At 46.2% G+C, this 9,465-nt stretch carries 4 protein-coding genes; 2 read left to right on the top strand and 2 right to left on the bottom strand.

Translation table 11 applies throughout. From position 1 onward, the window contains the following. The first annotated feature begins 874 nt into the window (after nt 1–874). On the top strand, nt 875–4,210 hold the full coding sequence (locus tag QL234_RS31345) for a type 2 lanthipeptide synthetase LanM family protein (protein WP_281561663.1): 3,336 nt from the start codon (nt 875–877) through the stop codon (nt 4,208–4,210). Between the two features lie 612 nt (nt 4,211–4,822). Here the strand turns inward: QL234_RS31345 and QL234_RS31340 are convergent. Together QL234_RS31340 and QL234_RS31335 are read right to left on the bottom strand one after the other, a co-directional pair. Then, entirely contained in the window at nt 4,823–5,308 is a 486-nt protein-coding gene (locus QL234_RS31340; RefSeq protein WP_281561662.1) for a papain-like cysteine protease family protein, read from the bottom strand. Nucleotides 5,309–5,575: 267 nt separating this feature from the next. Then, nucleotides 5,576–6,745: a DUF917 domain-containing protein gene (locus QL234_RS31335; protein WP_281561661.1), complete on the bottom strand. Its 1,170-nt coding sequence runs from the start codon at nt 6,743–6,745 to the stop codon at nt 5,576–5,578. 169 nt (nt 6,746–6,914) lie between these two features. Here QL234_RS31335 and QL234_RS31330 point away from each other — a divergent pair, with 169 nt between their 5' ends. After that, the gene (locus tag QL234_RS31330) at nt 6,915–9,338 is read left to right on the top strand and encodes a BREX system ATP-binding domain-containing protein (RefSeq protein ID WP_281561660.1); all 2,424 of its coding nucleotides are present in this window, start codon (nt 6,915–6,917) and stop codon (nt 9,336–9,338) included. Nucleotides 9,339–9,465: the final 127 nt, after the last annotated feature.

The raw sequence follows: 9,465 nt of genomic DNA, 5'->3' as shown, positions 1-9,465 counted from the left end.
GCATATAGCAGAAGCAGGCAAAAAGAAGAGAAAATCCCCAAATCTATTTGACTCGGGGGGAGTGACCATATATGTCCCATAACTTGATTGAGCGCCGGTTTAGCCTGTTATGGTAAATCTATAGCTAGCTGGGTAGCAAATAAAATAAACAGTTAATAAGCCACTGCTATGGCGCCATCTGATTGTGATTTTTATAAGCCAAACTGTCTCCGAAATGACACTGTATTACACATACCAAAAGCTTAATCATTATTTTAAAAGGCTATTTGACAATCAATTTATATAGGTTACATTGTCTACATGCCATCTTTTGCTCTTGGTCACAGGGACGAGCATTTATCCATGAAGTCATATTCTCAGTCATAAATATGGAATATTTAGATAAGACGTATCTTCTTTCTGCAAACCTGCTGTAAGCCTTGATAGGCGTAATCACCCGGTGACCGGTTTTTGCTGCTCACATTATGCGGCTTGGTTGCCATCACTATTCAATCGTCAACCCCATTGGCGAAACATAGAAAAATAGCGAGGTTAAAATTATGTCAGTAAGTCAAATTATCAAAACTTGGAAAGATCCGGCTTATCGTCGCAGTTTGTCTCAGGGACAGTTAGAAAACACGCCCGGTCATCCAGCTGCAAATAATGAACTGGACCAGGAAGTAATAGACGGTAATCCGGAAGCCTTCAGCGCGATGGGCTCAGCTATATGCTCTCCTTGCCCGCCACGGCACTGTTTCTAGGAATTTGGCTATAGTTTTTGGGGGAGTTTGCTCCCCCATTTTTTCCTAAGGATATATCAGCAAACCTGGATAATGGCCAAGACAGCGACCTGATTTCTAATAATAAAAAATGGCCAGTTTTTTGAGGAAGTGCAATGGATTCGCAAAATACATCCCAGCGATTGGACGATCGGGCTCGGCTATCAATATCAGACACAGACTTCTCTTGGGGCTTAGCGCTGGCAGAGCGAAAACATGGTTTGCCCGGTGATCTTGCCGGCTCCGATGCCAGCGACAATGCCAACACTGAACTGGCGGATTATTGGCTATCCCGACAGCCATTTCATGAAGATGCATCCCTGTTTTGTCAGCGCCTGGAAACCGATGGCTTAGATCTGGAAAGTTTCAAGTTTATTACCGCAGAGTCAAGTCATGACTTAAGCAAACGCATCCCACAGCAACCGCAATGGCTAGACTATCTTAAAGCCGCATTCAATAAGGACCATAGCTCGGTAAAATTGCCCTCTGTGAACCCGCCAGGAATGGTCAGCGGCGACTTACTGACACTTATCAAACCATTGATGCAACAGGGAGTAAAAGAATTACGTTTGACGCTTAACCGCCTTGTATCACAAGAAAATGAGCAAAAGATCAATTTGACCTCATGTTGTGATCAATTATTTGAAGAACTGTTTTCCAGACTGGCGATGATTTGCGGTCGCACCCTGGTCATGGAGTTGCAAATTGCCCGGGTGGAACAAAAGCTTCAGGGTGACAGCCCGCAACAGCGCTTTAACGACTTTGTTGCCCGGTTAACCGATAACAGTGTTCGAAGCGCACTGTTACAGGATTATCCGGTTATGGCCCGCCTGGTGGTAGAATCTATCCAGCGCTGGCAGGAAAATGCCCTGGAATTGTTTAAACGGTTATTTGCTGATTGGCCTGTGTTGCAGCAAACATTTAACCAGGGCAAGGAACTGGGACAGGTTTGCAAAGTAAAAACGGCGGAGGGGGACAGCCACCGGGGAGGTAAAACCGTAGCAATTCTCGAATTTTCCTGTGGGCTGAAGTTAGTTTATAAGCCCCGCTCGGTAGCTGTTGAAGCCGCTTTTGGCCAGTTATTGACTTGGCTTAACGACAAAGGCTTCTCTAGCCCCTTTAAGTCACTGCTCACATATGAAGCCAAAACCCATGGCTGGGTAGAGTTTGCACAGCAGCAAAGCTGCCAGGATAAAGCGGCACTTAAACGCTTTTACCGGCGACAGGGAGGATTACTGGCACTGTTATACGCATTGGAAGCCAATGATTTTCACTACGAAAACCTCATTGCCTGTGGCGAACACCCGGTATTGGTGGATTTGGAAACCCTGTTTCATCCCTGGCTGGGACAGGAAAGTTCCGGTGGCGGCGATGCTAATGAGCCCCCCGCCGTCGCACTAAAACGTACCGTGCTTGCTACCGGATTACTGCCCCGGCGAATATGGACTCAACGCGGAGAAGGCGAAGGGGTCGACTTGAGTGGACTTTCCGAAGTTCAGGATCAGCAAACCCCCATGCCCGTATTGGACATAGAGCATGCCGGAACCGACCAAATGCAATTTACCCGCAAGGTCGTTAGCTTTCCCGGCGCCAGTAACATGCCGACACTCATGGGGGAAGCAATTAGAGCGCAGGACTTTAGTGATGATATTGTTGCGGGATTTGCGGAGCTGTTCTCCCTGCTCCTTTCCTGCCGCGACGAGTTGCTGGCGCCCGCAGGCCCCCTGAGTGCGTTTAATAGTGCTGAAGTGAGGGTGATTTTTCGCGAGACCCGGATGTATGCCAGCTTTTTGATGGAAAGTCTTCACCCTGACTTTATGGGCAACGCCCTGGAGCGGGACATCTTTTTTGATCAGCTTTGGGTGGCCTCGGGACACCGTAAATACCTTGCCCCCCTGATCAAGTCAGAGCATGAATCATTACGCCGGATGGATGTTCCGCTGTTTACCACACGGCCCGATTCCAAAGATGTGGTGACGGACAGCGGCGAGATCTTTAAAGATTTTTTTTCTACCTCCGGCATGTCCCGGGTACGCCAGAAAATCAACTCCTTAAATCGTAACGAGCTGATCCGGCAATGCTGGGTTATCCAGTCATCTTTGCTGTCGGCCGACTTGTCGAACCGCCCTGCGTGCCATTCGCATATTGACCTGGCAGAGCATGAACAGCCGGCCACGACCGGGGAGTTGCTTGACGGCGCACGGGATCTGGCCGGGCGCATCAGTGAACTGGCTTTTCGCAGCGGTGGTGGAGCAAGTTGGTTCACCTGGAAAGCCGTTGGCAATTCTCATTGGGATTTAGAGCCGATGACGCCCACCTTGTATGATGGTCTTGCCGGCGTGACTTTGTTTCTGGCTTACCTGGGGCAAGTAGATGACAATGCCGCTTACCGGCAATTAGCCCGGGAAGCTTTGCATTCTGCCCAATACCTGTGGCGAAGCCATCCGGGCGATATCCGGGATATTGGCATGTTCAGCGGCTGGGGCGGCATTATCTATTTGTTGTGCCATCTGGGCTGCATCTGGCAGGATGAGAGCTTGTTCGACGAGGCTGAAAGCCTGATAGTTCATATCAGCGGACAATTAGCACAAGATAAAAACCAGGATATCGTTGCCGGCGCCGCCGGCGCCATCATTGCCTTGCTCGGCCTGTACCGGTTCAGAGCCAAATCAAATATCCTGGCACTGGCCGAGGCCTGTGGCCGCCACCTGCAACAACGGGCGCAAGATACCGGTACTGGCACGGCCTGGGTACTGGAAGCTGCCGGCACTGAGCCTCTGGCCGGCATGTCGCATGGTGTTGCCGGGATCGCATGGGCAATGTTTTCTTTGGCTCAGGTTTCAAAAGATACCTCTTTTGCTGATACCGCCAGCCAAGCATTGCTGTACGAGCGCAGTCTTTATTGCAAGCGGATGAGCAACTGGCCGGATTTACGCCAGGGTAAACGCCCGGAAACTTCTGTTCAGGATGAGGGCTACTATTTTATGACGGGCTGGTGTCATGGCGCACCCGGTATAGGTTTGGCCAGGCTGGCGATGTTTTCTTACCAGGAGGACGATCAGCTGCGGGATGAAATTCAGGCGGCGTTGAAAACAACCCTGGCAAATGGCTTCGAAGATAACCATTCCCTGTGTCACGGCTCCCTGGGTAACCTGGACCTGTTGCTACAGGGCAGCAAGATACTGAACCGGCACGAACTCACTGCACAGGCCAAAAAGCTGGCGAAGCAGCTCCTCTCCGGAAAGCAATCCAGCGGCTGGGTGTCCGGCTATATGCATAATCTGGAAACACCGGGTTTTATGGTCGGTTTGGCTGGCATGGGCTACCAACTATTGCGGGTGGCCTATCCGGATCGTGTACCATCCATTTTAGCCTTGGAATTACCGGCAACTGATATTGCATTAACAGGGAGTTTGAGTCCAAAAGGCAAAGTATGCATGCAGCCATACTAAAAATAATAAAAGCCACATAGAAAACCTGCCCGAGCCGACGCTATTAACCGGCTAGGTTATGCTATTTGTGGCTTAAATTAACTAATTGCACGCCATAGAGACAAGTTAGTGGAACTATCGCGATCATACGACAACCCTCATCCCATGGATTTATCGAAAGGCGTGGTGATGAGGTATGAATTTAGTGCAAAACTGTGGAGCATTCTCCTCACAACTAACGACGATTGCCAATGAAGTTCATGCCGAAAACATGGCACAAGCTTACTTGGTAATCCCCCCGAAAAATAATTGAAGCTAAAAGTAGAAAATGCTTATAGACTCTCGAACATTGATTTTACTGATTCAATTACACTCCTATATCGCCTATGGACCACCCTACTCTATTTTGTCAACGGCCAACTACTTCGAAAGCGCCAACGAACTATATGCCCCTCTCACATGTGAGTTTTGTAGCTTTGAAGTGGCACAATAAATTTGGCCGGCAGGATTTCAGCTCAGAGAAATTTCCCTGGCTACTTATCACGTCAAGGAAGACCTGTTAGTAGCAGCCAATTTAATTTATCAAACATAGATTGACTATGACCTCTACGAACTTAGGGTCTTCAATACATTCTACAATATTGTGCAGCTGCACTTGCATCCGCGTGGCTTTCTCGGGGCCTTTGTGTACTGTAAGCCTTGAATAATTCCAAGCTCCGATAGAGTCAATTCTTTAGCTACCGGTGGTTCATCCAAAGGGTCGAGAATTATATACATCTTATCCACGACCTTCTTATAACCTATCAGTACGACAAAGTGCATATTATCCTTAGGTCCGATTTGAAGAATCATCGGCTCATTCATTCTGATACTTTCCAGAATGTTGCCTATACGGGGATGTTTATCATCTGTGCCATTTGAAATATTGTAAGCTTCCAGTACATGGATCACATCAAATTTGGCATCTTTTCCCCCAGTGAATTTAACCTTTAACTCCTGCTGCGAGGCTGGAAATAGATTATATTTTCGGTAATAGTCCATCACGCACAACGAAGTAGCGGCCCAGCAAAGGTTGACTCCCTGCTGATGCTCACATTTAACTCCTTCGATTTGAGTCATAGTTAAAACTCTAGATCACTTCCAGATTCCCCTAATACTAGTATTGTATGGTTTAAAGTACAAACACTGAACATAGTCCTCATACATTGCTCCAAAAAAACTATCAGCTGTTTATAATCTAGGCTTTAACTGAACAGGTCTTTTATCAGCCCCTTCCTTTTGAGGTAGCCGTGCTTATACCACACTAAGCACTAAATTTCCTGGTCGTTTTTACTTAGCTGAAGACCCTATTGAACAGCCTAACTTAAGCCTTTAACATCTATTAAATTAAGCTGGCCAGTGCTTGCTTAACTCCTCTATCGGTTCAAACCTGCCTGCATACCCCATATCTTTCAGCGCGTCGAGAAACGTGGTGACGGTTGTTTGATTTCTCATTCGTTGATCAGACGAAAATCCTATGATGTAAAAACTTTGCCCTATATCTTCGGGCGTAATATCGGCATTTGTCGTGGGGGAGCCATCCTCACGTAAGAAACATATGGAATCAGGAGCCAGGGCAGCAGGAGAAGTTTCATCTTCGAAATAAGCGATCATATTTTCATTTTTATTATAAATGTAAAGTGACCTTCCCGTTGTCTTATCCTTAAAGCGTGCCTGGCCCATATCAAAAGTGCCGTCTGTTGTTTCCGAGAAAAGACATAACTCCCCGTTCATGATGATCTCAGCAAATCCGCGCTCGGTCCTTAGGACATCTAAAACCTCTGAGAGAGGATATTTATCCGGATCAGATTTGTGCCTGGTGATCGCTTCTCCTACTTTTAACGTAAATGACAAACTATTTGTGATACTGGCTGTCACAACATCTTTTTTCCCCATAGGCCAGGTTGCAAAAGCACCTGTATTACCAAAAGAGTCTGTGCTGATGATGCCCCGTACCACATCGCCTGCCAAATCTGTGCTGCCAACCCGGGACGTACTGACAACGGACTTGCTGGCTTGGGTTGTATCATTTGCCACACTGATAGGCGAAGCTATAACCTCCTGCGCGGTAAAATAGGTCATATTAAGCTGCGGCATTGCTCTGCCGCCTCCGTCGCCATCAATAACGGTTAAGTTCTTTTTAGCAGCCAGGTACAGGGTGATCGTTGTTGCCCAGGGGCCGGTTTCGCCTGCTATCACATATTCAGCTGGCTCTGGAATTTCTCTCTGGCTGTTGATTGCCATCTGTAAAGCATCAAATGCCTTAGGTGCAGATGCTATGAAAGGCACGCTATCATCCTGCGCCGATACCGCGTCGGGAGAGCCTATGGCTGCTGGCGAAATGGCCAGAGAATCTAGGGGTAAGTCCTCTGCACTGATTAATACTATGTCTTTACCTAGCGCAATCGCCGCCGCTAAAATCTCTTTACCAACGGAGTATGAACCTCCGCCGCCGCAGCCCAAAAATGTCGCGCCTTCTAATAACCATTGTAAATCTTCATTGCTAAGCTTTGCCATTTTCCTTTCCTTTTTAAAATAACTTCTCGAAGAGGTTCCTAAATAAGTATTGGTTTCTTTTCATTACAAGAATAGCCGATCAGTTTGTAAGCATATGAACTACAGACTTATACTTGCAGATAAGTGCCTAAACGGCCGTAATCACTTTTCTATCTGCAGGGAAGCTTGGATGACCAGTCATTTTGTTGGACGTGATCAAGAATTACAGCAATTGCAAAAAAACCTTGAGCAGGTTTGCGCAGGCCAGGCCGGGATAAGGTTGATAACGGGTGAAGCTGGCGTAGGTAAAACCAGTTTAGTACAGGCGTTTCTAAAAAACTTAAGCAATCAGACAAACATACAAGTTGCGCAATCAATCTGTAATGCTCAGGTAGGGCTATGTGATCCTTACCTTCCTTTCAGGCAAATTGCCGAGCAGTTGATTACACAATCCATAGAGCAAGATGGCGGCCATCAAGCCAATGTAAACAGGGTCAAAAACCTGGTTTCTGAAACGGGCAAGCTGTTAATGGATAACGCGCCCGACTTAATTGGTTCGCTGATCCCTGGATCCAATATGTTGGTGAAACTAGGTGCCCGGTTATTAGAAAAAGAAGACTGGTTTAAGAAATTAAAAGATAAATTTGATACCGAAAACAGCAGCCAGGCGCTGCAGCATGAAAAAATTGCCCCTCAATTTACCCGCCTCTTACAGTCTTTTGCCTCACAAAAACCTGTCGTCATGTTTATTGATAACATGCAGTGGTTAGACGCCGCATCAGCCAGCATGTTGATTTATCTGATGAACCACTTGGGCCAAGCTCCGGTTTTTATTCTCGGCTGTTACCGGGAGGAAGAAAGTGCGCTTCGTGAAGGACGGGTAGCCCCTATGCTGGGTGTTGCCAAAAAGTTACTCGAAACCAACGAGAACCTCTACCTGCCTTTAGGCAATGATCCCGATGAACAAAAAATGCAGTTTTTAACATTATTGTTGGATCGTGAAGATAATACTTTCGATCAAGATTTTCGAAAGAACATGCTGCAACACACCAACGCTAATCCACTGTTTGCTATGGAAGTTTTAAAGTCATTGCAGGAGAAATCCTACCTGGTAAAAAACAAGCATGGTTACTGGTGTTCTACGCCGGATTTAAACTGGAGCCACCTGCCAAACAGAATTCAGGACTTGCTCCGAAACCGGCTGGACAGTTTAAACGATTTCACCAAGGAAGTACTTGCCGTGGCAAGCATCGAAGGGATAGCTTCACGGTCATATGTATTAAGCAAAGTACTTGAAGTGCCTGAACGTAAAATCGTCCGTATCCTATCCAAAGAATTGGAAAGGTCATTACAGATTATGTTCGAAGGAAATTTGAACCGTTCACAAGAGCAATGGTTTTCACTTTTCCATTTCAACAATGCCTTAACACAGAAGTTTATTTATGAGGACTTGGGCCGCAGGGAAAGAATGCTGCTGCACGAAGATGTCGGTCTTGCGATTGAAAACCTGTACAAAAACCACCCCCGTGAAGTTGCCGCTGAGCTATCCCATCATTTTTTGCAAGCCGGCGATCTCAATAAAAGCCTGACCTACAGCTTTGAGGCAATCAAAAACGCACTTAACTTAGGCGCTTATGAAGAGGCCAATGCTATATGTGAAAATACTTTGGCGGTTACCCGGCAACTACCGGATAACCGGGCTAAGGAAAATGAGCTTAAGGTACTTGTTTTGCAGAGTAATGCTGTTAAAGCGATAACCGGCTGGACCTCGAATGAAGTAAAATCAATTTATCTCAGGATCCGGGAATTATGCAAGGGCTTGGGAGAAGTGGAAGAACTGTCGGCTGCACTTTTTGGCCTGTGGGCCTGCCATTTAGGGACACTGGAAATTAAAGAGTCATTGAACATTGCCCAGGAATGCCTTTCCCTTGGTGAACGCTTAAAAGATAATAATGTGCTGATCCAGGCAAATATCGCAATGGGGAATTCATATTACTGGAAAGGGAATATGGCGGTGGCACAGGCCCATATCAGTGCTGCTAATGCCCTTATTGGCAATTCCCTTATCTCCGAGCAGGTACTGCATTATGGCCAGGATCCAAGAAGCATGATCGACATGTTTCAAGTGCTCATCACCTCAAAATCGGGAAGAGTCGATGAAACAAAAGCATTAATTGCAGCAACCTTAGACAATTGCCAACGCTTCGAGCATGACTTTAGCCTGGCTATCGCATTACAGGGGGCTGCCTGGTCAAGCTTACATATTAAAGATGCGAAAAGTGCATTAAAGTATGCTAAAGCCTTGGTTGATTTATCCAGAAAAAAACGATTTATATTTTATGAAGGTGTTGGACTGATGTTCGAAGGTGCCGCACTGATACTCGAACAAAACAATGAGGCAGGCCGGGAAAAACTGGAAAAGGGGTATGAAATTCAGGTAAAGAAAACCTTGTGTCGGGTGTTCGAATCATTATACGAATATTTTAAGGCTTTGAGCTTCTTACAAAATGCTGAATACGAAAGCATGATGAAAGTAAAAAATTTGGCCTTGGAAAGGCAACTCAAAAATGGTGATTTATGTTACTACAACTTTTTGAGTAAATTATATTCATGACACATGGTAAGCCTCTTTTTTCAAGGAAAGTTGTCAGGTTAGGTCTGAGCTAATTCATATAATTTTCTCCTGGTTTTTAAACTGAGCCCTGCTGACGTTAAACAGGTCGATTTCGACCGGTTTAAAA

The organism is Thalassomonas sp. RHCl1 (assembly GCF_947387555.1).
Lineage (GTDB): Bacteria > Pseudomonadota > Gammaproteobacteria > Enterobacterales > Alteromonadaceae > Thalassomonas.
The sequence above is the reverse complement of the archived record's forward strand: the minus strand, read 5'-3'. Positions and strand labels throughout refer to the sequence as shown.